Source organism: Paenibacillus sp. MY03, from assembly GCF_002165585.1.
GTDB lineage: Bacteria > Bacillota > Bacilli > Paenibacillales > Paenibacillaceae > Pristimantibacillus > Pristimantibacillus agaridevorans.
Genome location: NZ_MXQD01000008.1, coordinates 138,061 through 164,491 on the forward strand (window position 1 = coordinate 138,061; position 26,431 = coordinate 164,491).

Consider the following 26,431-nt stretch of genomic DNA (forward strand, 5'->3'; position numbering starts at 1 on the left):
GTCTTGTCCTGCGTAGTTTCTGCCGAATGGCCGGATTTCAGTATGGACATGCATGGAAGCCTGGTTATTGCGCATCGTACCCGCATGATGCCCGCCTCGCTGCGTTGGCTCCGTACCCGTTCCTGTGCTACACTATGTGGAGCGGTCGTATGTGCCGGAATACATAGCCATCTCAAACTTTATAGGAGTGATCCCATGCGTGTTTTCTTGTATTATCTGCTAGCTGTATTCGTGTTCGTGCTCGACTTTATTACCAAAAAAATCGTAGCGACCCGAATGGAGCTGTACGACGAGATCAGCGTGATCGGCAATTTCTTTCTGATCACTTCGCACCGGAACAGAGGCGCCGCATTTGGCATTCTGCAGGAGCAGCGAACGTTCTTCATCATTATTACGACCGTTATTTTAATCGGGCTGATTACTTATATTCAGCTCATGCGCAAATCCGGCAAGCCGATTCTGCTGACGGGCCTCGCGCTTGTGCTGGGCGGCGCAGTCGGCAATTTCATCGATCGCGTTCGCTTCGGCGAGGTTGTCGACTTTTTCAAGTTCAACTTTGGCAGCTATACGTTCCCGATCTTCAATATTGCGGATTCCGGCATCGTGATCGGCGTCGGATTGATTTTGCTGGATACGCTGCTCGTCGCCAGGGATGAGAAAAGAAAACAAAACCAAGAGCAAAACAAGGAGCCCGAACAACATGAGCAGCAACCTGTCTCTTGATCGCGAGGACGATCTGGAATGGCGGATACGGCCTGAAACGGCTGGAGAACGCGCGGACAAATTTATAGTGGATCAACTGGCCGAGCTTGGACAAGCCGGCTTGTCGCGCACGCAAGTGCAGGAATGGATCAGAGAAGGCGCGGCTACGGTAAACGGACGTTCGATCAAAGCGAATTACAAGCTGAGCGAAGGAGATACCGTCGTCCTGGTCATTCCCGAGGCGCAAGAAGCGGATATTATGCCTGAAAATATCCCCCTCGACATCGTGTATGAAGACAGTGATCTCATCGTCATCAATAAACCGCGAGGGATGGTCGTCCATCCCGCTCCCGGACATTCCTCCGGGACGGTTGTCAACGCGTTAATGTATCATTGCAAAGACTTGAGCGGAATCAACGGTTTGCTAAGGCCGGGTATCGTGCATCGGATCGATAAGGATACGACGGGCTTGTTGATGGCCGCCAAAAATGATCTTGCGCATGTTTCGCTGGCAGAGCAGCTCAAAGAGCATAGCGTCACGCGCAAATACATCGCGCTCGTGCATGGAAAACTGCCGCATGACCAAGGAACCGTGGACGCCCCGATCGGCAGGGATGCTGCCGATCGCAAGCTGTTTACCGTCACGGATCGCAACAGCAAGACGGCCGTCACTCATTTCGTCGTGCTGGAGCGAATCGGCGAAGACTATTCGTTGTTGGAGCTCCAGCTCGAGACTGGACGCACGCATCAAATCCGCGTCCATATGAAATATATCGGCCATCCGCTGGCAGGAGATCCAGTCTACGGGCGCAATAAGACGGTTCCGCTGAACGGACAGGCTCTGCATGCGGCAGTGCTGGGTTTCACGCATCCGCGTACGGGAAAGAGGCTGCATTTTGAGGCCGCTTTGCCAAGCGATATGGAACAAATTCTGGTTAATCTGCGTCACCGCTAACAAGTGCAAACTTTTGCTCACATTCTGCATGATCCTTGACGTCCAAGTACGATATCCTATATTCAATCGGATAAAAATCGAAACAAGGACAGGTGAATGCAAGTGACATCCATTAACCAGAACTATTTGGAGCTGCAAGGCAGCTATTTATTTTCCGAAATCGCAAAACGCCGTACGAAATTTATGCAAGAGAATCCCCAAGCCGAAATTATTAGTCTCGGTATCGGAGACGTAACGCGCGGCTTGCCGGAAGCTGTCCTTAAAGCTATGCACGGAGCGGTAGACGAGCTGGCGCAGCCGGTATCGTTTCGAGGTTATGGCCCCGAGCAAGGCTACGACTTTTTGGTCAATGCGATCATCGAAAACGACTACAGGACCCGTGGCGTGGAAATCGCATCGAATGAAGTATTCGTGTCAGACGGCTCCAAGTGCGACGTAGGCAATATCCAGGAGATCTTTAGCGCGGACAGCATTGTAGCGGTTCAGGATCCTGTATACCCGGTTTATGTAGATACAAACGTTATGGCAGGACGCTCCGGAAAGTACAACGGGGAGACGAAACGCTACGATAATATCGTCTACCTGGCGTGCACGGCGGAGAACGACTTCAAGCCGCTTCTGCCGGACCGCAAAGTGGATCTGATCTACCTATGCTATCCTAACAATCCGACTGGAATGACGCTGACGAAGGACGAGTTGAAGGTTTGGGTAGACTATGCTCGCGAAAACAATTGCCTTATTCTGTTTGACTCCGCGTACGAAGCTTTCATCCAGGAGGATGACGTTCCGCATAGCATCTACGAAGTGGAAGGCGCCAAGGAAGTCGCGATCGAATTCCGCAGCTTCTCCAAGACAGCCGGCTTTACTGGCGTACGCTGCGCTTACACGGTAGTGCCGCGCGGGCTCAAAGGCCTTGACGCTGCCGGCAACTCCGTCGTGATCAACGACCTGTGGAATCGTCGCCATACAACGAAATTCAATGGCGTCTCCTACGTGACGCAACGCGGCGCCGAAGCGATCTATTCCCCGGAGGGCAAGGCACAAATCTCCGAGCTGATAGACTATTACATGACGAACGCGGGCATTATCCGCGAGGGTCTCGCTTCCATCGGACTGGAAGTGTTCGGCGGCGTAAACGCTCCCTACATTTGGCTAAAGACGCCGCAAGGCATGGATTCCTGGAGCTTCTTCGACAAACTTTTGTCCGAAGCCAATATCGTCGGTACTCCGGGCGTAGGCTTCGGTCAAAGCGGTCAAGGCTACTTCCGCCTGACGGCATTCGGCAGCCGCGAGAACACGGTTAAGGCGGTCGAACGGATCCGCAAGCTGAGCTTGTAAGGCAGTTTGATCGAACATGAACGTATTGCCAACGCTACCCTTGAATAGGCTGCTGGATTGGACGAACACTAACCACGACTTCTATAACCAACGGTTTTCATTCGACAACATCGGCTATGATGGCATTGACTATTGACATTGCTTGTCGAACGTGGGATAATTCCAATGATACTAAGCAGAACCTTTAACTCAGTCCCGAGAGGCTGGCAAGGTAGCGTGAATATTGGTCATTAATGGACGGAATTGGACAATCCACCCGCATTCGTGTTTTTGAAATCATGATGCGACGAGTGGGCTCCGATTTTTTCCCGACTGGTCACAGACTCCTTGCGGACATCTTCGCATGGAGTCTTTTTGTATGACCGACGTCGGGACGCGCTAAATGTTGGACGACAAGGAATCATCGGATGAGGCGAGGCAGAAAGGAGCGCGGACATGGCAGAAGAAGAACATCTGGTCATTATGGACGATACGGCGATACGCCGTGCGCTTACGCGGATCGCTCATGAAATCGTCGAGAAGAACAAGGGCATTGACGATTGCGTAATCGTCGGCATTCGGACTCGCGGCGTTTACATTGCAAATCGGGTAGCCGAACGCATCGGCGAGATCGAAGGCAAGCCGGTACCGGTACGGGAACTGGATATTACGCAATATCGGGACGATCGCCAAGACGAATCGGTTGCGACGGCCAAGATGGAATCGGCTGCCGCACTCGGCGAGATTGACGGAATCCCATTCCGGACGAAGGACAAACGGATCATTCTGTTCGACGACGTATTATATACCGGACGTACGATAAGGGCTGCCATGGACGCGCTGATGGATTGCGGGAGACCGCGCAGCATTCAACTTGCCGTGCTCGTGGACCGCGGCCATCGCGAACTTCCCATCCGGCCGGACTTTGTCGGCAAAAACGTGCCAACCTCCAAACAAGAACAAATCCAAGTATCGCTTCAGGAGATCGACTTGAAGGATCAAGTGACCATCATTCATCATAGGGGGTAAGCGGCATGACGGTAACGCAACTGAAGGAGCGCAGCATGCTCGGTCTGAAAGAGCTCGACAAGGCGGAAATTGAAGGTATTTTGGATCGGGCGGCATATTGGGAGAACCATCCATCCAAAGTGCACTCGCATATGGCTGGAAAATTCGCTGCAAACATGTTCTTCGAGAACAGCACGCGGACACGCTTTTCGTTTGAAGTCGCGGAGAAAAGACTTGGAGCGGAAGTGATCAACTTCTCCGCTGCTGCTTCCAGCGTGCAGAAGGGCGAGTCGATTTACGATACGGTGCGCACTCTTGAATCCATGGGCATAGACGTCGGCATTATCCGGCTAAAGCCGATCGGCGTTCTCGCTGAACTGGCCGAGAAGATCAAGGTGCCGCTCATTAACGCCGGCGACGGCAATAATGAACATCCGACACAGGCGCTGCTGGATATGTACACGATTCGCAAACATTTTGGCAGCAGTCTGCAAGGGCTAAACGTATCCATTATCGGGGACATACTGCATAGCCGAGTAGCGCGTTCCAACTTGTACGGACTTCGCAAGATGGGAGCGAACGTCAGCTTCTGCGCCCCGGACAATATGAGAGCGATGGAGCTGGATGCACCATATATTCCGATAGAAGAAGCGATTGGGGCCGATGTCGTCATGATGCTGCGCGTACAGCTGGAGCGTCATGAGAGCGGCATGCTGAACTCGGCGGAATCCTATCGCGAACAGTTCGGGATGACGGCGGAACGTGCTTCGCGAATGAATTCGCATGCCATCATCATGCATCCGGCGCCAGTAAATCGGAACGTGGAGATCGACGACGAGCTGGTGGAGCATCCGCAATCGAGAATTTTCCCGCAGATGGAAAACGGGGTTCCGGTAAGAATGGCGGTTGTGGAGCGGGCGCTAAGTTAGACAATCAGCTGGTCAGCTGTCCAGCTTCATTATAAGAGCCTCTTTTAAGGCGGGCGAGACAGAATCGGACTTTTGGGTCGAATGGAGATGTCAACATGTCATTATGGATTAAGAACGGCAATGTCTGGAACGAGGGGACAAAACGTCTCGAGAGCAAACATATCCGTATCGAGGACGGCATCATAGCCGAGCTTCTCGATAGCGGAGCGGATGTCGACACAGGATCGGCAGATGCTGTGGATGCAGGAGGCAAGCTGGTGTCGGCAGGCTTTATCGACATGCACGTACACTTGCGGGATCCGGGCTTCGAACATAAGGAAGACATCATTACAGGCTCGCGCTCCGCAGCCAAAGGCGGATTTACAACAATCGCCTGCATGCCGAACACGCGCCCGGTCATCGATAAGCCGGAGACGGTCAAATATGTGGTCGACAAAGCGAAAAATGCCGGTATCGTAAAGGTGCTGCCTTATGCGGCCATCACCAAGAACGAACTGGGCCGAGAGCTGACCGACTTCGCCGCTCTTAAGGAAGCAGGCGCGATCGGTTTCACGGACGACGGCGTAGGCGTACAAAATGCGCAGATGATGAAAGACGCGATGGCGCTGGCTCGATCGCTCGACATGCCGGTCATCGCACACTGCGAGGATGATACGCTTGTGGAGGGCGCTTGGGCATCGGAAGGCGAATTCTCCCGCAAGCACGGCATCAAAGGGATCCCGAACGAATCGGAAGCCATCCATGTAGGCCGCGACGCTCTGCTGGCCGAAGCTACCGGCGTTCATTACCATGTCTGCCATGTCAGCACGGAGCAGTCGGTCAGACTTATCCGTCTGGCCAAGTCGGTCGGTACAAAAATTACCGCAGAAGTTTGCCCGCATCACCTGATCTTGTCGGATGAGGATATCCCGGGGCTCGATGACGCTAATTGGAAGATGAACCCGCCTCTTCGCACGCCGCGCGATGTTCAAGCCGTAATCGAGGGTCTGGAGGACGGCACGATCGACATGATCGTCACCGACCATGCGCCGCACAGCGCGGAAGAGAAGGCTCGCGGAGTTGATCTTGCGCCATTTGGGATCGTTGGCTTCGAGACGGCATTCCCGCTGCTCTATACGAAGTTCGTCGAGACCGGCCGCTGGAGTCTCGGATTCCTGCTGGAGAAAATGACGAAGGACCCTGCCCGCGTGTTCCGGTTAAACACGGGAAGGCTGGAGGTTGGGGCGCCTGCCGACATCACGATCGTCGATCTGGAGAGCGAAAGAGCGGTAGATCCGGCAGATACGCTGTCCAAGAGCAGCAATACGCCTTTCGGCGGATGGCAGCTCAAGGGTTGGCCGGTAACGACAATCGTGAATGGAAACATTGTTTGGTCGGAATAAATTCACATAGAGGGCATTTAAATGAGAGTTCAAAAAGTTCGGTTTTCAGCACCGAGAAGATTGGATGAAGGTAGAAACTGAGGAGCAGAGCTTAGCAGAGCTAAGTGAGCACCGGAAGTTTCGCCTGAATTCAATATTCGATGTCGAGTAGGCTTCTTGGGATACTTCGTGATGGGAAGCGGACTTTTTGAACAACCTTACTAACAGCTGAGGAGTGAGACGGATGCAAGCAAGATTATTGTTGGAAGACGGAACGTTGTTCACCGGTCTGTCCTTCGGTGCGGAAACGCAAATGACGGGCGAGGTCGTTTTTAATACAGGTATCACAGGTTATCAAGAGGTGCTCTCCGATCCATCCTATTGCGGACAGATCGTTACGATGACCTATCCATTGATCGGCAACTACGGCATTACGCGCGATGACTTCGAAGCGCTGCGCCCTCACATTCACGGCTTCGTCGTTCGCCGCCATGAGCCTGTTCCGAGCAACTGGCGCGCGCAATATTCGCTGGGGCAACTGCTGAAGGAGTACGGCATTCCCGGCATCAGCGATATCGATACGCGCATGCTGACTCGCAAGCTACGTCATTTCGGTACGATGAGAGGATTGATCACGACTGGCAACGAAAAAGTGGAAGAACTGGCCGAACGCCTGAACGCATCTCAACTGCTGAGAGATCAGGTAGCACGCACATCCACCAAAAATGTTTTCTCCAGTCCTGGCAACCGCGAGCGCATCGTATTGGTCGACTTTGGCGCCAAAAGCGGCATCCTGCGCGAATTGACGCAACGCGGCTGCGACGTAGTCGTAGTTCCGCATGACACGACGGCAGACCAGATTCGCCGCTTGGCACCTGACGGCATTCAGCTGTCCAACGGCCCTGGGGACCCGAAAGACGTACCGCATGCCGTGAAGATGATTTCCGAGTTGATCGGCGAATTCCCGATCTTCGGCATCTGCCTTGGTCATCAGCTGTTCGCGCTGGCTTGCGGAGCAGACACGGGCAAGCTGAAATTCGGTCATCGCGGCGGCAACCATCCCGTCAAGGAGCTGGCTACGAACCGCTGCTACATTACATCGCAGAACCATGGCTATACGGTGCTTGACCATACGGTTCACGGCACGCAGCTGACAGTGACTCACATCAACAACAATGACAAAACAATCGAAGGCTTGAAGCATAACGTACACCCTGCCTTCTCCGTTCAATATCATCCGGAGGCAGCGCCTGGTCCGTTCGATTCCAGCTACCTGTTCGACGAATTCCTTGAGATGATCCGCGAGCACAAAAAAAACAACCCGCAAAAACCTCGTCAAGCCGTCTTGTCGGAGACGTTGAAAGGAGAGCTTGAGTATGCCCAGAAATAATGAATTGAAAAAAATTCTCGTGATCGGCTCCGGGCCGATCGTGATCGGACAAGCGGCGGAGTTCGACTATGCCGGTACGCAAGCTTGCCAGGCACTAAAAGAAGAAGGCTACGAGGTTGTGCTTATTAACAGCAACCCGGCTACGATCATGACCGATACGAACATGGCGGATAAGGTTTATATCGAACCGATCACGCTGGAGTTCGTCTCCCAGATCATTCGCCAGGAACGTCCCGACGGCTTGCTGCCTACGCTTGGCGGTCAAACCGGCCTTAACATGGCCGTAGAGCTGGCGCGTGCAGGCGTGTTGGAGCGCGAGAACGTTAAGCTTCTCGGCACGCAGCTTATCGCCATCGAGAAAGCGGAAGACCGCGACTTGTTCCGTGATCTGATGCGCGAGCTGGAGCAGCCGGTGCCTGAGAGCGAGATCGTTACGACGGTTGAAGATGCCGTCGACTTCGCGAACTCCATCGGTTATCCAATCATCGTTCGGCCTGCGTACACGCTTGGCGGTACAGGCGGAGGCATCTGCGCGAACGAAGAAGAGCTTCGCGAAATCGTGGCTTCCGGCATTCGCTACAGCCCGATCAGCCAGTGTCTCATCGAGAAGTCGATCGCCGGCATGAAGGAAGTAGAATACGAAGTGATGCGCGACGCGAACGACAACTGCATCGTCGTCTGCAACATGGAAAACTTCGACCCGGTCGGCGTGCACACGGGCGACAGCATCGTAGTTGCGCCTTCGCAGACGTTGTCCGACCGCGAGTACCAGATGCTTCGTTCCGCGTCGCTTAAAATCATCCGCGCGCTCAATATCGAAGGCGGCTGCAACGTGCAATTCGCGCTGGATCCGCACAGCTATCAATACTACGTCATCGAAGTGAACCCGCGTGTAAGCCGTTCATCCGCGCTGGCTTCCAAAGCGACAGGATATCCGATCGCGAAGATGGCTGCGAAGATCGCGGTAGGCTACACGTTGGATGAGCTGGTTAACCCGGTTACGGGTCAAACTTACGCATGCTTCGAGCCGACGCTCGACTATATCGTATCGAAGATTCCGCGTTGGCCGTTCGACAAGTTCGTTAGCGCCAACCGCAAGCTCGGAACTCAGATGAAAGCTACCGGCGAAGTTATGGCCATCGGCCGCACCTTCGAAGAATCCATCCATAAAGCTGTTCGTTCACTGGAGATCGGCGCTCACCGTCTGCATCTCAAGGAAGCGGGTTCTCTGGAAGATTCGGTACTGCGCAATCGCCTGGAGAAGCCGGATGACGAGCGTATGTTCCTCGTAGCGGAAGCATTCCGCCGCGGTTTCTCCCTGCAAGAAATTCAAGACATCACGAAAATCGACTGGTGGTTCCTTGACAAAATCGAGTCTATCGTCGCTTTCGAAGACCGTCTGCGCAAGGAAGCAACGCTGTCGGCGGGAACCCTGTACGAAGCGAAGCGCAAAGGTTTCTCCGACCGCTCCATCGCGGAAATCCGCAAGGAAGGGTTCCCGAACGGCAGCCATACAACAGAGGCGGAGGTTCGCGCATTCCGATTGCAGAATGGACTAAAGCCGGTCTACAAGATGGTTGATACGTGCGCGGCCGAGTTCGAAGCGACTACACCGTACTACTACTCCACGTACGAGGTGGAGAACGAAGTGACGGAGACGTCTAAACAAAAGGTTCTCGTGCTCGGCTCCGGTCCAATCCGGATCGGTCAAGGCATCGAGTTCGACTACTCGACCGTTCACGCGGTGTGGGCGATCCAGAACGCGGGGTACGAAGCTGTTATCATCAATAACAACCCGGAGACGGTGTCGACGGACTTCAGCACTTCCGACCGCCTCTACTTCGAACCGCTTTTCTTCGAGGACGTTATGAACGTCATCGAACAAGAGAATCCGATCGGCGTAATCGTGCAATTCGGCGGCCAAACCGCCATCAACCTTGCTGCGCCTCTGGTTAAAGCAGGCGTACGCATTTTGGGCTCCAGCCTGGAGAGCATCGACGCGGCGGAAGACCGCAAGAAGTTCGAAGCGCTGCTTCGCAAGCTGAACATCGCGCAGCCGGAAGGCAGCACGGTAACATCGGTCGAAGAAGCGGTTGTAACGGCACAGAAGCTCGGTTATCCGGTGCTTGTACGTCCATCGTACGTTCTGGGCGGACGGGCTATGGAGATCGTATACTCTGATGAGGAACTGCTAAACTACATGGAAGTAGCCGTGAAGATCAATCCGGAGCATCCGGTCCTGATCGACCGCTACATGATGGGCAAGGAAGCGGAAGTCGACGCGATCTGCGACGGAGAGACGGTTCTGATCCCGGGCATTATGGAGCATGTCGAGCGCGCAGGCGTTCACTCCGGCGACTCCATTGCGGTCTACCCGCCGCAATCGCTCTCGGATGACATCAAGCAGCAGATCGTTGAAATTACAATCAAGATCGCGAAAGAACTCGAGGTCATCGGTCTCGTTAACATCCAATACGTAATTCACAATGAGAAAGTGTATGTGATCGAGGTTAACCCGCGTTCGTCCCGTACGGTTCCGTTCCTGAGCAAAGTGACGAACCTGCCGATGGCGAACCTGGCGACCAAAGCGATTCTCGGCACAACGCTTGCTTCTCAGGGCTATGTGGACGGTCTGTGGCCGGAAGACGAATACGTCTCCGTCAAGGTGCCGGTCTTCTCCTTCGCCAAGCTGCGCCGCGTCGACCCGACGCTGACTCCGGAGATGAAGTCGACGGGCGAAGTAATGGGACGCGACGTGCAGTATGCGAAAGCACTGTACAAAGGTCTCATCGGCGCAGGCATGAAAATTCCGACATCCGGAACCATCATCGCTACCGTGGCCGACAAGGACAAAGAAGAAGCGGTGGAGCTGCTTCGAGGCTTCAACCAAATCGGTTATAAAATTATGGCAACCGGCGGTACGGCGGATGCGTTAGAAGCGGCAGGCTTGTATGTGCAACGCGTGAACAAGCTGAGCGAAGGTTCGCCGAACATTCTGGACATGGTCCGCGAAGGCAAAGCGCAATTCGTCGTCAATACGCTGACGAAAGGCAAGGCGCCTGAGCGCGACGGCTTCCGCATACGCCGCGAAGCAGTCGAGAACGGAGTCGTTTGCATGACATCGCTTGATACGGTCCGTGCGCTTCTCCGCATGATGGAGACGATCAACTTCTCGTCCCATGCCATGCCTGTGCTGAGCAAATCCGGCAAATAACAAGTAAATAGGGGGAATCGCAGATGAAGCTGACAAGCGAACAGGCCGCGAAACGCATCATGGTGGCTCTGGATTATCCGGACGCCGCGGCGGCCGAACGACTGATCGAGGAGCTGAAGGGCATTCCCTGTTATATGAAGGTGGGTTTGCAGCTGTTTTATGCTGCAGGCCCATCCTTTGTGGAGAGCCTTAAGAAACGCGGATATTACGTCTTCCTGGATGTCAAAATGCACGATATACCGAATACCGTCAAAGGCGGAGCGAGCAGCGTAACGAAGCTGGGCATCGATATGTTTAATGTCCATGCAGGCGGCGGCACAGCCATGATGGAGGCTGCGATGGAAGGCGTTCAAGCGGCGCTCCCTAACGGCAGTACCGCGCCAGCGGTCATCGCGGTGACGCAGCTTACGAGTACGAGCGTCTCTGTTATGAACGAACAGATCGGCATACCCGGCCCAGTGGAAGAGTCGGTCATTCGTTATGCAAAGTTGGCAAGAACGGCAGGTCTGCAAGGCGTCGTCGCTTCACCGTCCGAGGTCGTCGCGATCAAGTCCGTTTGCGGCGGTAATTTCGTCACGGTAACGCCTGGCATTCGTCCTGCCGGTTCTGATGTCGGAGACCAATCCCGCATCATGACACCGGGCGAGGCGTTACGCCAAGGAACGGATTACATGGTTATCGGAAGACCGATAACGGCGTCGCCGGAGCCGCGCGCCGCGATTGAATCTATCATCGAGGAGCTGATTGCAGTTGACTAAGCTGACATTATCGAATTTGCCCCAAGAGATCGCGAAAAGCCTGCTGAAGATTGGAGCCGTTGCTCTTCGTCCGAACGAACCGTTTACATGGACATCGGGTCTCAAATCGCCGATCTATTGCGATAACCGCTTGACGATGGGTTATCCCGAGATTCGCGATATGATCGCAGAGGGATTCGCGACGATCATACGCGAGCGTTATCAAGATGCTGCGATCATTGCGGGCACGTCGACAGCGGGCATTCCGCATGCCGCTTGGGTGTCGCAGAAGCTGAACCTGCCTATGGCATACATTCGCGATAAGGCGAAGGGACATGGCAAACAGAATCAGATCGAAGGCCGCATCGCCGAAGGTCAGAAGGTTATCGTCATCGAAGACCTGATCTCGACGGGCGGCAGCTCGCTGAAGGCTGCTCAAGCCGTTCGTGAGGCGGGCGGCGAAGTGCTTGCTGTACTCGCGATCTTCACGTATCAATTTGATTCCGCCGCAAAGTCATTCGAAGATGATGGATTCCAGCTTGAGACGCTGTCGAACTACTCGGCGCTTATACAAGAAGCGGCGCAGCAAGGGCTCGTGGCAGAAGCTGATGTATCGACGCTTCAAGCATGGCGCCAAAATCCTCAATCGTTCGGGAAGTAACGATATTCTCTGCAGTAGTTGTAACACCCGAAATAAAGAACGTTCCGGTTGAGAGCCGGAACGTTTTTTTTCGACAAATAAAATTTAAAAAGTTTAGGGTTGCTGTTACATATTGCCTTCGTTTTATCCGATAAATAAGTATCGGTAATAAGACGAGGAGAGAGACGAATATGAAAATTTCAGTTGGTTTAAAATTGGTTGTTTTGGCAGCTGTTCCTTTGTTTTTTTATACGATGACCGGACTTATGCTTTTGGGAGAGCAACGGAAAGTATTCGACGATATGAAGTCGTCCATACACGAAACCTCCAATCAGGTTAGCAGGCTCATGCTTAATGCAGACCGCGATCTCTATCAAGCCAACAATGCTTATCTTCTGATCGAATCGGGCGCGTTGGACGCGGCCTCGCTAAAAACGATGAATGAAGAGATGATTGCGAACAAGGATCAAGCAATCGAGAGAGTCGCTTCCGCGAAGACGTTAATGGAATCCGCTGGATTGCTCCAACTGGACAAAGGAGAATCCGCTGCGAAAGTCAGCGACATTTTGAATTCGTTTGATGACAACTATAACGCATGGTTTTCGGCGGCTTCTGCGGCAGCAAATGACGGCAAACCGCTTGCCGTAAATCCGGAAGTCGACTCCTTGTTCCAGACCGCCCGCACCGGCGTAGACGAAGTCGTGAAGAACATTGAAGCCTTTGCGGACGAGAAGATGGAGGAGATCGAATCAAACCTGGACTCCTCGCAGCTCTTTACGTTTGTCGCTGTCATCGTCGTTACTTTGCTGCTTCTTGTTATGCTGATCCTGATTACGCGCGCGATGACCTCTACGATCAGAAAAGTACTCGAAAAGACCAACCTGGTGAGCCAAGGAGATCTGACATCGCCGCGCGCCGCCAAGTATGGCAAAGACGAGCTTGGACGGATCCTCCATTCCGTGGACGACATGATCGAGAGGATGCATGGATTGATCTCGGGAGTCGTCCAGAACGCCTCCGAAGTTAAAAGTTCCTCCACGCGCTTATCGATCGCTGCATCGGAGTCCGCGGCGGCATCGGAGCATGTGGCGGGACAAATCGCGGAAGTAACGCAAAATTCCGAAATGCAGGCACGGGGCGCTGCAGAGACTTCTCGCGCCATCGAAGAGATGACGGTTGGCATAGGCCGCATCGCGGAAAATACGTCGACTATGGCGGATCACTCCGCTTCCACTTCGATAGAAGCAGACGAAGGCCGTGAAGCGCTGAATCGTTTGGAAGAACGAATGCAAGGCATGGTTGATGTCATTCATCGCCTCTCCGGAATTATTGAAACGCTCGAGAAGCGTTCCGGACAGATCGGCTCCATCGCGGAAAACATTACGACTTTCTCGAACCAAACGAACATTCTGTCGCTTAACGCATCTATCGAAGCTGCTCGCGCCGGCGAACATGGCAAAGGCTTTGCAGTCGTTGCCGGCGAGATTCGCAAGCTTGCCGCAAGCTCTCTCGCATCTGCGGAAGGCATTAACGATCTCGTAACGGAAACAAGAGGGGAGATCGCCAACGCTTCGGATGTTATGCGTCAAACGCTTGCAGAGGTGGAAGATGGCAATAATCGCGTCGCTCAGCTGAACCTCCGCTTAAATGCGATTAGTGCCGCAGTCAACAAGATGACGGAGCAGCTGCAGGAAAGCTCGGCGATAACGGAGCAGATGTCCGCGAGCTCCGAGCAGGTAAGCGCGTCTTCGGAACAATCGGCGGCTTCGGCTGCCGCAAGTCTGGAGAAAACGGAAAACGTAGCGGCTGCTACGGAAGAGCAGCTGGCGCTGACGGACAATATTGCAGACGCATCCCGCACGCTGGATCATATCGTGGATCAACTGGGAGCGGCCGTTGGCCAATTTAAAGTAAAGGCATAAATGGACATCATGCTGCTCCGTTATTCCCTGCGGTGCAGCGTTTTTTTGCTAACGAAAAAAGTTAGGGATAAATGCCCAAGATGCGTAACTTTTTCTTGGTCTATTCCGTCTATGATGTAAGATTAGAAATATGAAGATAGAGAATGCGGGAGGGGTATGCCGGTACGGAACAGCAAACGATGAAACAAGAGATGATCGAGCAAACTCCGAACAGCAGCGTTGACTCTGCCCAAGATAAGCAGGGCGGAGATAGCGCAACTGGCGGACCATTGCTGTTAGTTAACCAAGTGGAACGAATGTTCCAGGTTGGCAGCAATACGCTGCATGTCCTCAAGGGCATTCAGATGTCCGTTATGCCCAATCAGCTTGTCATGCTGAAAGGTCGTTCTGGCTCGGGCAAAACGACGCTGCTCAACTGCCTTGGAGGATTGGATACGCCGAGCAAGGGAGAAATCCTATTTAATGGCCTTCCTTTCAGCCGAATGAGCGACGACGAGCGAACCCATGTAAGGCGCAGGCAGATGGGTTTTATTTTCCAAGCGTTCGCGTTAATGCCCTTGCTGTCTGCCTGGGAGAACGTTGAGCTCTCGCTTCGCATGGCGGGAACGCCAAGGTCGGAATGGAAGAGTCGAGTTGAGCAGTGCCTTGAGCTGGTCGGCCTGGAGAAGCGGATGCATCATCGTCCATTCGAGCTTTCCGGCGGCGAGCAGCAACGCGTAGCTATCGCGAAGGCCATCGCTCACAAGCCGCTCTTGCTGCTAGCCGACGAGCCGACTGCAGAGCTGGATACGGGAATGTCCGCACAAATTATGTCGGTTTTCCAAAATATCATCACAACAGAAAACGTCTCAATTTGCATGACTACACATGATCCTACGATTTTGGAGGTTGCCGACCATGTCTATGAAATGGTGGACGGGAAGTTTATCTAAACAGTCCATAATAGCCGCGCTGAGCGTATCGCTGGTGTTCGCAGGGGGATGCTCGTTGCTGCCAGACGAAAAAGCGGAGGAGGTGCTGCCGGAGATCGTTCCGCCTCAAATTTCGAAAAGGCCGGAATACGAGGTAACGACAAAGACGCTGGAGACAAAGGTTCAGGTCATCGGCAAAGTGATTTCCACCCAGGAAGAAACGTTGTATTTTACGCTCGAAAATAAACACTTGAAAGAGCTTTACGTCAAAACGGGCGATACCGTGCAAGCGGGAGACCTTATTGGAGAGCTTGATGTCGAGGATTTAAAGAAGTCGCTCCGCAATGAGAGACTCGCGTTTAAACGCGAAGAAAATGCCATGAAGGAAACGCTCCGGATGCGCGACGAGATGGAGCCGCTGGAGTTCGAGGAGAAACAAATCGCCTTCGAGGAGAAACGCCAGAAGCTCGTTGACATGGAGGAAGAGATCGCCAAAGCGACGATCGTAGCGCCTTATTCGGGGACAATCGTATCGGTGAGCGCGCAAAAAGGCGATGTTGTCAAAGCCTATGCCCCGATCGCGATCGTAGCGGATACCGCTCTTATGACGCCGGCGGCCAAGCTGACGAAGACGGAGCTCGAGAAGATTGCTCCTGGCATGGAAGCCGTCGTGACGATCAGCAGCGTCGGCAACTTCAAGGGAACGGTAAAGCAGATGCCGGTGAAGACGACGGAAGGCAATAACGGCAACAACCCGCCTCAAGGCGAGAATAAGCCGGAGCGTCCCGAGGATTTCATGATCGTTGACCTCCCGGAATTGCCGAAGGACATTGCGCGCGGTACGCCGATCTCCATTAATATTATTACGAAACGGACGGAAAATGCAGTCGTTATTCCGCCTTCCACTCTCCGTAACATCGGTTCACGCACTTATGTTCAAGTTATCGATAATGAAGGCAAACGCGAGGTGGACGTCGAGGTCGGTCAGCAGACTGCTACGGATATCGAAATTTTGCAGGGGCTGAAGCCGGGGCAGAAAGTCGTAGGTCGATAAAACATGGGTATTCCGCTGTTTCGATTCATATTCCGCAAGATGTGGAATACAAGATGGCTGACGTTAAGCACGCTTGCGGGACTTACGATGGCGGTCGCGTTCGCGACAAGCATTCCGATGTATGCGGACGGAGCGCTTAAGCGCGTCGTTGCCCAGTCGCTGCAGGAAAAGAGCACCGGCATGCCGGCAGGCTCGCTGCTCATGCGTTTTCAATCCACCCCTGGCGAGAAGACGGACCTGACGGCATTGGCAGAGCTGGAGCGATACATTAAAGAAGAGGTTCCGCAAAGCATTGGTTTTACATATGACACGTACCAGAAAACGTATTCTATCCGCAGCTCCGATGTTGTACCGGAGGATCCCAGCAAGGTCGATGCGGGCCGCAACAGGCAATTGTCTCTAATGACAATGTCAGGCCTAGCCGAACATGGCGAGATCGCACAGGGCAAGTGGTTCGACGATGGAGCAGGCGACGGAGAAATCATCGAAGCCGTCATGATGGAGGAGGCGATGTACCGCAACGACATCCATATTGGCGATATATTCGAATACCCGGTATACGGCGGACTTAATCTGACGTTACGGGTTAAGATCGTCGGCGCCTTTAATCCAGTCGACGCCGCTAACCCTTACTGGTATCAGGGTCTGGAAGGGCTGCTTGGCTCGCTGCAGGTCAGCGAAGCCGTCTTCCAGAAGGTGCTGCTCGAGAAGTTTGGCATACCGCTGCATAACGGCGGCTGGTATTACGCATTCGATCTGTCCGAGGTTAAGACGAGTCAATTGTCTCCTCTTGGCAGAACGCTGGAGCGGCTTAACATCGAGCTCTACCAGCGCATGAAAGATACGCGTGTGGAAATTTCGTTCGCGTCCACATTGACGGAATTCCGCAAGCAAAGCTTGCAGCTTCAGACATTGCTGTTCACGCTTGCCGCGCCGATGATTGCGATGGTATTCTACTTCATCGCGATGAATGCGCGCCAATCGTTGGATAAACAGCGCAGCGACATCGCTGTGTTGCGAAGCCGAGGCGCAGGAACGCGGCAGATCATATGGATTTATCTGCTGGAGGGCCTGATGCTAGGTGCTGTTGCTTTGGCTACGGGACCTTTTATCGGCTGGTTCATGGCAAAAAGCATCGGCTCTGCTAACGGTTTCCTGTCTTTCGTCAACCGGGCATCGATTCCGGTCGGCTTTTCGACGGAAGCCATCATCGCAGGTTGCGCGGCGGTATTGCTGGCTATTTTAGCCACAGTAATCCCGGCCGTCATCTACGCGCGTTCCTCCATCGTGAGCTACAAGCAGGAGCTCGCGCGTTCGGACCGCAAGCCGGTTTGGCAGCGTTGGTTCCTTGACGTGCTGCTGCTCGGCGCGGCTGGTTATGGATGGTATATGTTTAATGAACGTCAAATGCTGACGTTCCAGACGGGCATGACGACGGATCAGCTTAATGTGCAGCCGTTTCTGTTTTTCGTGCCGGCGTTAGCGATATTCGCATTAGGTTTGTTCTTCCTGAGGCTGTTCCCATGGCTGCTTAAGTTGTTCAATTGGCTCGGACGCAAGTTCCTTCCGGTGCCGTTGTACTTGACGCTGACGCAGCTTTCGAGATCGTCCAAAGGGTATTACCCGCTAATGATTTTGCTCGTGCTGACACTCGGTCTTGGCGTATACAATGCGTCTGCCGCGCGCACGATCGATCTCAACTCGACCGAACGCACCTTATATAAATACGGATCGGATGTCATTATTCAGACCGTATGGGACGGAACTCCTGTAGTAACGCCTCCAAGCGGCGGGAACGGCGGCGGCAATGGCGGTAACGGAGGTAACGGAGGAGGTTCCGGCGGCGGCGGCAATGGCGGAGGAGGCAACGGCGGTGGCGGTGGCAATGGAGGCGGAGTGCCAACACGTTATCTATATAACGAGCCGCCATTTGAGATCTTCCGTACATTGGATGGCGTGGAAGCGGCAGCCCGCGTATTGAAGGCCAAGGGCAATGTCGTTATCTCCGGCAAGTCGATCGGTCAGGGAACCATTCTCGGCATCGACAACAAGGACTTCTCCGAAGTGGCCTGGTTCCGTGATGACTTGTACCCGGTGCATCCGTTCCAATACTTGGCGAATCTCGGGCTCGTGGAGCATGCTGCGATCATTCCGACCGGAGTCGCGGAGAAATACCAGCTTAAGCTGGGCGATACCGTATCCGTTGGCTTCACGGATGGCATGATCGACTTCTCCATTGTAGGCATTCTGCCTTATTGGCCGAGTCAATATCCGGATAGATCGCCATTCATTATTACGAATCTCGATTATATCTATGACCAGATTCCGATCATGCCTTACGAGGTATGGCTGAAGATGGAGCCGGACGCATTGGTCGCGCCGATCGTCGATAAGCTGCAGAAGGAAGGCATTGAGCTCGCGTCTGTAGACGATGTGCGGACGCAACTCATAACCGAGTCCAAACATCCGACGCGGGGCGGGGTATTCGGCATTCTGAGCTTAGGGTTTCTTGTATCCGTCGTGATCACGCTTGCCGGATACATTCTATATTGGTTCTTTAATCTGTCCGGTCGTGTCGTGCAGTTCGGCGTATTGCGAGCGATGGGTTTGTCGCGTAAGCAGCTTACCGGCATGATGCTTCTGGAGCAGTTGTTCACCGCGGGACTTGCTATCGGTCTCGGCATCGTGATCGGAAAAGTCGTCAGCTTGATCTTCCTGCCGTTCCTGCAGACTGCGGATAACGTCGCAGAGACTGTACCGCCTTTCCGGGTCGTGTTCGAGGCAAGCGATACGAATCAGTTGTTCTACGTCGTTGGTTTTATGATGTTCGTAGGCGCGTTGCTGCTCTTCCTGCACATCCGGAGATTGAAGGTACACCAAGCGGTCAAGATGGGAGAGGAGCGTTAACGGTCCATGATTCATTGCGAAGGGTTAGTCAAAATTTATAAAACCGATGATCTCGAGGTCGTTGCGCTTCAAGGCTTGAACTTGACGGTCGAGGATGGCGAGCTGATGGCGATCATCGGCAACAGCGGCAGCGGCAAGTCGACGCTGCTAAATACGCTGGGCGGGCTCGACCGCCCCTCGGCTGGTCAGGTAAAGGTTGGACCTTGGGATCTACTCAAAATAACGGAAGAGGAGCTTGTCCAATACAAGCGCGAAACCGTAGGGTTCATCTGGCAGAACAACGCCAGGAACCTGCTGCCTTACTTGACGGCGCTTGAGAATGTCGAGATGCCGATGATGCTTTCCGGCAAGGTGGATCGCGAATATGCTAAGCAATTGCTGGAGTGGGTCGGCTTGAAGGAGCGGATGTACAACAAGCTCCATCAATTGTCGGGCGGCGAGCAGCAACGCGTGGCGATCGCCATCTCCTTGTCCAATCGTCCCAAGCTCCTGCTCGCGGATGAGCCGACCGGCTCCGTTGATACCGCGACGTCGGATATGATCATGGGGATCTTCCGGAAGCTTAATCGCGAGATTGGCGTCACCATCGTCATCGTTACGCATGACATGACGCTTGCAAGCAAGGTCGATCGGGTTGTTGCCATACGAGATGGACTAACGAGCACCGAATTTATTAAACGGAATCCGAATATCGGTCTAGATGGATCCGATTCTGTGCAGCCGACCGCGAAAGGTCTGACGGGCGTGCATGAAGCTTATGTAGTCGTCGATCGGGTAGGGCGGCTGCAAGTACCCAAGGAATTTCTTACTGCACTGGGCATTAAGGATAAAGCAACAATGGAATTCGACGGAGAGCGGATTATCATCTCTTCGCCAAAATTATTGGGGGGTAATGGCAATGATAAATCCTAGTAAACAATCACGTTTCTCCAGATGGACTATGCTGGGCATGTCGCTGACGCTGACTGCGGGCATGTTGTCCGCTTGTTCGGGCGGGAACGATCCTTCCGGAGCAGAGACCAGCGTTCTGCGTATTGGCGTCTTGTATGGCGGTTCTGACAATGAGCCGTACTTCCGTCAGCAGTATACCGATATGTTCGAATTCCAATACCCGAATGTCGCATTCGAGATCGTTGGGGCGATCAATTACGACAATCAACGATTTACGCAATCCTCGGAGCCTGGCAAGCCGGCTGATCAACCTGATCCTTATGAAGAAATGAAAAAGCTGATGGAAGGGCAGAATCCGGTAGACGTCGTCGTCATCGATTACAATCTGCTCAGAAGATTCACGCAGGATAACCTGCTTAAGCCGCTTGACCCGCTCATTGCGAAGGATAAATTCGACCTTTCCGATTATGTCCCAACGGTTATTGAAGGGATTAAAGCGGCAGGAGACAACAGCATCTATGCTCTGACTCCGACATTCACATCTTCTGCGCTCTACTACAACAAAAAGCTCTTCGCAGACAAGGGTGTTGAGCCGCCGACTGACAAAATGAGCTGGAACGACGTATTCGCCAAAGCTCGTCAGGTTGCCAACGGCGAAGGCGTCGACCGTACGTTCGGCTTCTCGTTCAACCGCTGGAATTCCGACGGCTTTAATGATGTGCAGAACTATAGCACTGCGCTTCAACTAAGAACATGGGATGACAAAGGCGAAAAAATGCTTGTCAACAGCGATCAATGGGCAGAAGTATTCGACACTGTGTCTGGTCTGTATAAAGAAAAAATTGTACCGGATCAAGAGTTCATCAATCAGATGTACGAAAAAATCGCCCAAGGGGGCGGCAATGATCCGTTCTACGGCGATCTGTTCGTGCAAGGCAAAGTAGCGATGATGATCAGCGAATCTTATTACGTCAGCGAATTAAAGAAATTCAGCGATAACGCTGCAAGCATCAAGGACTTCGAGATGGTAGACTGGGACGTCGTCACGGTACCAACTCATCCGACCAATGTCGATTCCGGCGGCAACATCAATTTGAGTCAGTTGATGGCGATTAATACGAAAGCTCAGAATCCGGACGGTGCTTGGGACTTTATCAAGTTCTCCAATAGCAGAGATTGGGCAAAGCTGAAATCCAGAAGCAACTACGAACTTGTGGCTCGTAAGGAATTCCTGAAGCCGGTAGGCGGCATGACGTACAATATCGATGCCTTCACGCTTCTGAAGCCGCTCCCGCCATCCTCTGTCAATGAAGAAGCGATTTACCGTGAAAAGCCAGGTATCTGGGAAGCGCGTCAAATTGGTTACGAGATGTTCCAGAAGGTGCTTGATGGCACCATGGAGACAAAAGCGGCCCTTGCCGAGTGGGAGACCCGAGGCAACGCGATCCTCGCCGGAAAATCCGAAATGGGCGAAGGCGGCGGTGTCGGCATTCCGAGACCTTTAGATGACGTCAAAGTCGAGGCTACGGTTGAAGAAGCAGTAGTTGCTGAGTAAGCGAATCGTGAGAGTATAATCGAAATCCCCATGCACATGTTAGCCTTGTGCATGGGGATATTTTCATGGGGATTTAACTATCGCGGAGCTGAAAGGACTGGTAAGCGGTCCAGCCACCTTGCTCCGTCTGGTAGAGCAAATGAACGCGATCGATGACCGTTGTAAGCTTCATCTGCTTCATTCTCAGGTTGCCGTACAGGTCATGGAGCTCTCCTGGGGGCATATTTCTGCCAATCGTAATATGAGGTGTGTAGACGTAATTGTGGAGCGTCTGTGCCAGCTGTCCGGTGCAAATGGTCTCTTGAAGCGTCAAGACAGGAGCGGGGTCCTCCAAGGCGAAATAGAGCGTCGGCGTAACAGGAAAAAACGTGGATACCCGATTAAATGTGACCTTGAATGGACTTAATGACGCAGTCGACTTGGACAGATGATCGACAGCAAGCTTTAAAGTGGATTCATCCCATTCTTCGGCTTCCCGGATCGTCATATGAGGCGGAATATTGCAATAGTGGGGATCATGGCGAATTCGCCATTTATTTGCTTCGTCCTGGACGTTTTTTTCGGGAAAGACGCAAATACCGAACAGCATTCTGACCAACTCCTTATCTGCAGATGGTTATTTCTAATAGTATACCCATAAGACTGCTTTACTAAGAACTTCTGGCAACGGACGATTGACATCAAGATGCAATGGATTTCCGGCTTTGGGGTAAACTAACTGCATATTACTCGTCGAATAGCGGGAGGGCATCATGATGAAGATACAATGGGTATATTGGCTGCGTCTATATGAGACTAAATTTCAAGCGGGCTGCTTGGTCAGGCGGATGGAAAATGATTGGTGGATCTACGGTTATGACTGCCCTCGTGAGGTAGAAGTATTCCGTTCCAAGAGAGGCAGATATGGCGTACGATTTTTACCGTGAATTTTTTATAAAACTAATGCTTGACTGGAAAGGTTCACCTGTAGTATATTAATTGATGTCGCCATTAAAGATGTGGTGTTGAAAGTGGATAATTTCGCGGGGTGGAGCAGCTCGGTAGCTCGTCGGGCTCATAACCCGAAGGCCGCAGGTTCAAATCCTGCCCCCGCAACCAAACTCGACTATAACGTTATTATAACGTCTTCGAGGGCCCTTAGCTCAGTTGGTTAGAGCGGTCGGCTCATAACCGATTGGTCGGGGGTTCGAGTCCCTCAGGGCCCACCATTTTTCACACAAACATTGCTATCCTGCCGGGGTGGCGGAATTGGCAGACGCACAGGACTTAAAATCCTGCGGTAGGTGACTACCGTACCGGTTCGATCCCGGTCCTCGGCACTTTTAATGCATTTAATGGAATTACATAGCGTTAGTTGTTTTAACGTCAGTTAGAACACGGGACACCTCCATCATATGATGGAGGTTTTTTGTTGTGCGAGTAGCGTTATCCTTCGCACGCTACCCCGTCGCCATCCCGATCCAGCTGAGATCGATAGCCGGGATCGCCTTTATGCAGGGGAGCAGCTCCTGCTTCCTTGACCGCCGTACAGTTCGCGTAATACGTTTCCTTCGCAGGCTGCGGTTCTTGCGATTGCTCGGCCGTCTCCGGCTCGGGAAATAGCTTAGAGGGCTTATCAACGACGAATAAAACCTTCGTCCCATTCGCATATTCCGACAGTTGATTGCCCACCCAGCTCCCGGCCCCGCGATTATCGCTGGCATCGATGTAGGCGACGCTGGCTCCTTTGCCGCCCTCCTTGCACATGGCCATCGGCCATTCATCACGGTCATAACCTGTTCGTGTTTCAATGCCTGCAAGCGATTCCTTGCGATTAGCTTCCGCGCCTTCACGATCGATTGTGCAGATATTGGAGAAACCTTGTTCAATAGCACCATGAATATGGAGAGCCGTTTCCGGATATTTATCGCTTGGGAACACCAGCTCGATATCGTACTCCGTCGGTTGGGATACGTTAGTTCCCGTAGAAGTGCTGCATGCTGTCAGAAGACATAGAAGCGCAATTACAATGATGTTCTTGCTCAACAAAAAACTTAAGCTCCTCTCTTCGTACACAATCAACTTGCCGATCTATTTGCGCTACTTCTTTAGTGTAAAGGAATCCGGAAGTTTCTACAATATTGGCACGCACAAAAAAAACTCCCGGACAGGAGTCTGCATGACCATTGTCCAGAAGTTAATTTGCTTTCTTATTGGTTGCTGCTCACGCTATCGTCTGAGATTCCCGTGGAGCCGGAAGCCGAGGAGGCCGCGTCAGAAGCCAGTTCGGGCTTCAACTTGGCATCCACGTACGTGGATACTTTGGCTTCGGTAATGACTTGCGGATACATTTTATCTGGATCCGGTTGCACGACTTCAACGTTTATCAGCGCTTTATTGCCTTCGAAGGAGATAGAAGCAATGCGCAGGCCGTAACCTGGATGCGGCAGCTGAGCAGAAACCGTAACCTTGTTTACATCCGCATTAACGGCATCGACGCTAAGCTCGAAATCGTAGGCTGGTTGCTCTGGCTCGGGTTCGATCGGCGTTTGCTCCTCCACGAACCGGATTCCGTCGAACAGCCAACCTGCCGCTTCGCCACGCGCAATTGCTTTAGTAGGATGGAAGTTTTGTTTGTCGTCCAGGGATACGATTTTGCTGATTAGCAGCTTCTGAATGCTGTCCATGTACTTCGAGTCGATGTCCGCCTCGTCATTAATAAGCATGAAGATTTCGATGAAGGCGTAGTCGCCTTTGGTCATCATCGCTTTAAACAGGTGATGGGCGTATTGCTCTTTCGTAATTTTATCGGTCGCTTTCACGTCTTTGGGAATGCCCAAGTCGTAGAAGTCCGCAATAACGAAAGCCTGGGAGTACCAAGCATCATCTTCCAGATTAGGGTGATTGTCGCTTGCCAGTGGCATACGAATAAAGCGTACATGATCAAGGTTAAGATCCAGGCCTTTCACAATCATGGAAATGGCAGAAGCGTAAGACAGTGTGCCATTCGGCTTGAATTCGCCATCCGCATATCCGGAAAGAATCCCTTTTTCCTTTAATGCGTTGATTTTGTCTGCATTCGGATCCTTGGATACGTCGGAGAAGGCCATGACGGATTGTCCCAACGTGAAGAGCAGGACCGCGACGATCGCCATAATAAACAACGGTTTCTTCTTCATCAATTTCACCTCTGATTTTGTTTTTTGCAGCTGCATTGTCATTGACGGGAAGTTTAACCAATAGGTTGCAGGGAGGAGGGACAAATTATTATTACAATATTTTAAAGAAACTATTGACTAGCTTATCCGGATTTGATATATTATATCTTGTCACTGCGATACGATCTGTTAGCTCAGCTGGGAGAGCACTATCTTGACAGGGTAGGGGTCAGTGGTTCGAGCCCACTACAGATCATAAAGAAAAACCCTTGTATATCAAGGGTTTTTTGCTTTTTATTCTAAAAATAAAAGGTTCTTATAGCGCTTCAGGCATCAGGACAAATTTGACTGATTACACTATTGGGCAATCAAATAAAAAATGATAAAGGGTGATCAGGCATGGCGAAAGATAAAGGACCGAAAAGGCCGACTAGAGATGAATTTGTGTTAGAGGAGTTAGGAGAACGCCTGGTAGAGGCACATCAAGAAAAAGAAAATGTAGAACTGGAGATCTGGAATCAGGGATCGGTTGTCGGAAGGATAGTCAAGCTGGATTCCAGAACAAAATTGATTCATGTCGAGAAAGGAAATGGCGAAACAGAAAGAGTGCCATTCATGGATATTATGAAGGTGGGCAATGCGGGATAGGCTCGATAGGTTTTTCTTTTTTTATAGCTGAAATTATGGGGTTCTTACAGCGCTAAAGGCGTTGTTAAGAACCCCTTTCATTTCTCGGAGTAGCCCAGAAAAAACCTATGGCCGAATGGTTACCCGAGTTCCTACAGGAACAAGAGACTGAAGTTCCATCACGTCTTGATTGTACATGCGTATACAGCCATGAGATACCAGGTGACCTATGGAGCTGGGATCGTTGGTGCCATGAATGCCGTAATGCGGCTTGGAGAGTCCCATCCAGAAGGCGCCGAACGGTCCGCCAGGATTAAGCTGTTTGTTGACGATCGTGAATTCGCCTGCAGGCGTGCTAGTGACCATTCGGCCTATGCCAACGGGGTAACCGCGAACGACAGTATTATCCTCCAATAAATATAAGTGACGATCCGACAAATCAATGATGATTCTTCGATAGGGCATAGGCAGTTTCCTCCTCGTCACATCTTACGAAGAAGCATTCCAATTGGACTGGGTGAACGCACTGAAAGAAATGGGAATAAGGTTAAATAATCAGTGTTCAATCCATCGATTTCAAGTATAATGAATTCGTGGTTATTGTTGGATATGGGATGATAGATGATACAAGGGGACTGGCATGGAGAAAACAATTGAGGTTAAGCCTTCGACGGGAATTGTGCCCGTCTTTCTATTTCTATTTTATCTGTTCATTCAATTCTACTTATTGATCCTTACCGAACCAGAATGGGGCGGTCTTTTACTTCTTTATTTAGGGAGCATCTTGATTGCTTTCAGTGCGGTTGTTGCTTATTTACTAAACGCAATCATTATGAATAAGAAGCCTGCGCAGTTACATATACATCAGTCATCGTTAGAATTATTTGGCCGCCGAATAGACGGCGAAGCAGTGGAAGCCATTTATTCGAATGGTTATTTTCGTCCTGTCATCGGATTCAAACGTCATGGTAAAAAAATGATACCACCAATGTTATGTTTCAGAATGAAGAACAGCGGCGAAGAGGATGAATGTATGGAGGCGCTGAAACATTGGGCGATGAAGCAGGGCATTACAGTTAAATATAAGCGTTTCCCCCGTTGGTTTTAAACCATAACAATAATGAGGTGAAGAACTTGAATGAAAACCATTCATATCCATCAACGAATTTTAATC

Annotated in this window: 22 protein-coding genes, 4 tRNA genes and 2 pseudogenes; 23 read left to right on the forward strand and 5 right to left on the reverse strand. The window is 52.0% G+C overall.

Features of this window, described 5'->3' with window-relative positions; translation table 11 throughout:
• Window positions 1-195: 195 nt before the first annotated feature.
• From lspA to B1748_RS09830, 16 genes are all read left to right on the forward strand, one after another.
• Entirely contained in the window at window positions 196-723 is a 528-nt protein-coding gene (lspA, locus tag B1748_RS09755; RefSeq protein WP_087567706.1) for a signal peptidase II, read from the forward strand.
• Complete coding sequence (locus B1748_RS09760; RefSeq protein WP_087567707.1) at window positions 701-1,657, forward strand: RluA family pseudouridine synthase; 957 nt, start codon at window positions 701-703, stop codon at window positions 1,655-1,657. The genes lspA and B1748_RS09760 overlap by 23 nt, the downstream gene beginning before the upstream one ends.
• Before the next feature lie 96 nt (window positions 1,658-1,753).
• Complete coding sequence (locus tag B1748_RS09765) at window positions 1,754-2,995, forward strand: LL-diaminopimelate aminotransferase (protein ID WP_256975600.1); 1,242 nt, start codon at window positions 1,754-1,756, stop codon at window positions 2,993-2,995.
• Window positions 2,996-3,430: 435 nt separating this feature from the next.
• Window positions 3,431-4,003: a bifunctional pyr operon transcriptional regulator/uracil phosphoribosyltransferase PyrR gene (gene pyrR / locus B1748_RS09770; protein ID WP_087567708.1), complete on the forward strand. Its 573-nt coding sequence runs from the start codon at window positions 3,431-3,433 to the stop codon at window positions 4,001-4,003.
• Window positions 4,004-4,008: 5 nt separating this feature from the next.
• A complete protein-coding gene (locus B1748_RS09775; RefSeq protein WP_087567709.1) occupies window positions 4,009-4,911 on the forward strand; it encodes an aspartate carbamoyltransferase catalytic subunit in 903 nt (300 codons plus the stop codon).
• Window positions 4,912-5,006: 95 nt separating this feature from the next.
• Window positions 5,007-6,293 carry a dihydroorotase gene (locus tag B1748_RS09780; protein WP_087567710.1) on the forward strand — a complete coding sequence of 429 codons (1,287 nt, stop codon included), beginning with the start codon at window positions 5,007-5,009 and terminating at the stop codon, window positions 6,291-6,293.
• Between the two features lie 223 nt (window positions 6,294-6,516).
• Entirely contained in the window at window positions 6,517-7,662 is a 1,146-nt protein-coding gene (locus B1748_RS09785) for a carbamoyl phosphate synthase small subunit (protein WP_087567711.1), read from the forward strand.
• Window positions 7,649-10,876 carry a carbamoyl-phosphate synthase large subunit gene (gene carB, locus B1748_RS09790; protein WP_087567712.1) on the forward strand — a complete coding sequence of 1,076 codons (3,228 nt, stop codon included), beginning with the start codon at window positions 7,649-7,651 and terminating at the stop codon, window positions 10,874-10,876. Before B1748_RS09785 ends, carB begins: the two co-directional genes overlap by 14 nt.
• Before the next feature lie 23 nt (window positions 10,877-10,899).
• Window positions 10,900-11,634 (forward strand): orotidine-5'-phosphate decarboxylase, encoded by a 735-nt coding sequence (gene pyrF / locus B1748_RS09795; RefSeq protein ID WP_087567713.1) that lies wholly within the window; start codon window positions 10,900-10,902, stop codon window positions 11,632-11,634.
• Window positions 11,627-12,274 (forward strand): orotate phosphoribosyltransferase, encoded by a 648-nt coding sequence (gene pyrE / locus B1748_RS09800; protein WP_087567714.1) that lies wholly within the window; start codon window positions 11,627-11,629, stop codon window positions 12,272-12,274. Before pyrF ends, pyrE begins: the two co-directional genes overlap by 8 nt.
• Window positions 12,275-12,444: 170 nt before the next feature.
• Window positions 12,445-14,175: a methyl-accepting chemotaxis protein gene (locus tag B1748_RS09805; protein WP_087567715.1), complete on the forward strand. Its 1,731-nt coding sequence runs from the start codon at window positions 12,445-12,447 to the stop codon at window positions 14,173-14,175.
• 143 nt (window positions 14,176-14,318) lie between these two features.
• On the forward strand, window positions 14,319-15,107 hold the full coding sequence (locus tag B1748_RS09810; protein ID WP_256975601.1) for an ABC transporter ATP-binding protein: 789 nt from the start codon (window positions 14,319-14,321) through the stop codon (window positions 15,105-15,107).
• Window positions 15,073-16,140: an efflux RND transporter periplasmic adaptor subunit gene (locus B1748_RS09815; RefSeq protein ID WP_087567716.1), complete on the forward strand. Its 1,068-nt coding sequence runs from the start codon at window positions 15,073-15,075 to the stop codon at window positions 16,138-16,140. Before B1748_RS09810 ends, B1748_RS09815 begins: the two co-directional genes overlap by 35 nt.
• A gap of 3 nt (window positions 16,141-16,143) precedes the next feature.
• On the forward strand, window positions 16,144-19,047 hold the full coding sequence (locus tag B1748_RS09820) for an ABC transporter permease (protein WP_087567717.1): 2,904 nt from the start codon (window positions 16,144-16,146) through the stop codon (window positions 19,045-19,047).
• Window positions 19,048-19,053: 6 nt separating this feature from the next.
• Window positions 19,054-19,959: an ABC transporter ATP-binding protein gene (locus tag B1748_RS09825; protein WP_087567718.1), complete on the forward strand. Its 906-nt coding sequence runs from the start codon at window positions 19,054-19,056 to the stop codon at window positions 19,957-19,959.
• On the forward strand, window positions 19,946-21,493 hold the full coding sequence (locus B1748_RS09830) for an ABC transporter substrate-binding protein (protein ID WP_087567719.1): 1,548 nt from the start codon (window positions 19,946-19,948) through the stop codon (window positions 21,491-21,493). The genes B1748_RS09825 and B1748_RS09830 overlap by 14 nt, the downstream gene beginning before the upstream one ends.
• Before the next feature lie 73 nt (window positions 21,494-21,566).
• Here B1748_RS09830 and B1748_RS09835 read toward each other — a convergent pair whose 3' ends face one another.
• Window positions 21,567-22,082 (reverse strand): 2'-5' RNA ligase family protein, encoded by a 516-nt coding sequence (locus tag B1748_RS09835; RefSeq protein ID WP_087567720.1) that lies wholly within the window; start codon window positions 22,080-22,082, stop codon window positions 21,567-21,569.
• A gap of 163 nt (window positions 22,083-22,245) precedes the next feature.
• On the opposite strand from B1748_RS09835, the gene B1748_RS36805 reads away from it, so the two are divergent.
• The 4 genes from B1748_RS36805 (at window position 22,246) to B1748_RS09850 (ending at window position 22,812) form a co-directional block, all read left to right on the forward strand.
• Complete coding sequence (locus B1748_RS36805; protein ID WP_179215494.1) at window positions 22,246-22,419, forward strand: hypothetical protein; 174 nt, start codon at window positions 22,246-22,248, stop codon at window positions 22,417-22,419.
• Window positions 22,420-22,514: 95 nt separating this feature from the next.
• Window positions 22,515-22,591, forward strand: a tRNA-Met gene (locus tag B1748_RS09840).
• 33 nt (window positions 22,592-22,624) lie between these two features.
• Window positions 22,625-22,701: transfer RNA gene (locus B1748_RS09845), tRNA-Ile, on the forward strand.
• A 25-nt stretch (window positions 22,702-22,726) separates the two neighbouring features.
• Window positions 22,727-22,812 (forward strand) — tRNA-Leu (locus B1748_RS09850).
• 106 nt (window positions 22,813-22,918) lie between these two features.
• Here the strand turns inward: B1748_RS09850 and B1748_RS37405 are convergent.
• The 3 genes and pseudogenes from B1748_RS37405 to B1748_RS09860 all read right to left on the reverse strand — a co-directional run.
• Window positions 22,919-23,020: pseudogene (locus B1748_RS37405) on the reverse strand (excalibur calcium-binding domain-containing protein); the annotation flags it as partial.
• 90 nt (window positions 23,021-23,110) lie between these two features.
• Window positions 23,111-23,554: pseudogene (locus B1748_RS37410) on the reverse strand (NucA/NucB deoxyribonuclease domain-containing protein); the annotation flags it as partial.
• A gap of 128 nt (window positions 23,555-23,682) precedes the next feature.
• Window positions 23,683-24,651 carry an S-layer homology domain-containing protein gene (locus tag B1748_RS09860; RefSeq protein ID WP_256975602.1) on the reverse strand — a complete coding sequence of 323 codons (969 nt, stop codon included), beginning with the start codon at window positions 24,649-24,651 and terminating at the stop codon, window positions 23,683-23,685.
• Between the two features lie 162 nt (window positions 24,652-24,813).
• Here B1748_RS09860 and B1748_RS09865 point away from each other — a divergent pair.
• Together B1748_RS09865 and B1748_RS09870 are read left to right on the forward strand one after the other, a co-directional pair.
• Window positions 24,814-24,886 (forward strand) — tRNA-Val (locus B1748_RS09865).
• Window positions 24,887-25,029: 143 nt separating this feature from the next.
• A complete protein-coding gene (locus tag B1748_RS09870; RefSeq protein ID WP_087567722.1) occupies window positions 25,030-25,278 on the forward strand; it encodes a YolD-like family protein in 249 nt (82 codons plus the stop codon).
• A gap of 105 nt (window positions 25,279-25,383) precedes the next feature.
• Here B1748_RS09870 and B1748_RS09875 read toward each other — a convergent pair whose 3' ends face one another.
• Window positions 25,384-25,722, reverse strand: a complete 339-nt coding sequence (locus tag B1748_RS09875; protein WP_087567723.1) for a L,D-transpeptidase — start codon at window positions 25,720-25,722, stop codon at window positions 25,384-25,386.
• Window positions 25,723-25,897: 175 nt separating this feature from the next.
• Here B1748_RS09875 and B1748_RS09880 point away from each other — a divergent pair, with 175 nt between their 5' ends.
• Window positions 25,898-26,365 (forward strand): hypothetical protein, encoded by a 468-nt coding sequence (locus tag B1748_RS09880; RefSeq protein WP_087567724.1) that lies wholly within the window; start codon window positions 25,898-25,900, stop codon window positions 26,363-26,365.
• Window positions 26,366-26,431: the final 66 nt, after the last annotated feature.